This window comes from Pseudomonas sp. K8, assembly GCF_014889455.1.
GTDB classification, from domain to species: domain Bacteria; phylum Pseudomonadota; class Gammaproteobacteria; order Pseudomonadales; family Pseudomonadaceae; genus Aquipseudomonas; species Aquipseudomonas veronii.
Window position 1 is genome coordinate 1 of record NZ_VJWO01000136.1, and the last position, 790, is coordinate 790.

General features: G+C 39.4%; 1 protein-coding gene. It reads right to left on the reverse strand.

The window, feature by feature from the left end; translation table 11 throughout:
* Positions 1-680 (reverse strand): ATP-dependent endonuclease (locus INT12_RS30575; RefSeq protein WP_193059191.1); only part of this gene is annotated, 680 nt, incomplete at its 3' end.
* Between the last annotated feature and the right edge of the window lie 110 nt (positions 681-790).

Below are 790 nucleotides of genomic sequence, written 5' to 3' on the forward strand. Positions count from 1 at the left end.
GATAATAATAGAGCAAACCATCCTTTTCCAACTTTGTTGGCTAGTTTTAAGACGTAATGGTTTCTTTCGCTCTCATCTGCTGAGGTGAAATGCTTTTCATAAGCTGTTATGAAGGATTGTCGTTCATATATAAGTGGTAAAGTTGAACGAAATAAATCTGTGTTGTGATTATACATACGAGCTGTGTTTAATAACTCGGTTTCAAAAGTGTTTTGTGCGTAAAATGCGCGCGTGTAAGAATTTCCGGTGATGTACGCGTCGAGCTCATTTTTTCTTTGAAGGCCATCACGGTCAGCAGCAATTAAATGATCTACATCTTTTTTATTTGCAAATACTGTTGGTGCTGTCAGGTATGCTTCATCTCGATCCGTTAAAATGGCGCAATATGTACGAAGGCGATCTTGGTGAAATAAATCTGAAATGTGCTTGAAGACTGTGCCGCCCATACTGACTAAACTTATGCCGAGCTCGTCCAGTGATATACCTGTTACTTTTTTGATAAGTGTTGGTATCAGTATCTGTTCTGCTTCACCTTCGACCAGCATTACACCTTTTGCGAACAGTAACGTACTTCTGACGGCGTCTAGATAGCGTTCTATTCGGGCGAGATCACGGGTGTTTAAGCCGTTTGCAGGTTGATAGACTTCAGATTTTGATCTTTTCCTGGCTAGTACGTTCACCGCCGATATCTGAGAAACTGAGCTAATTTGAGAAGAATGTGTTGATATAAATACTTGGGTATTTATATGGCTTACATTTGAAAATAGTGTTTTTTTAACGTGTGTATGGA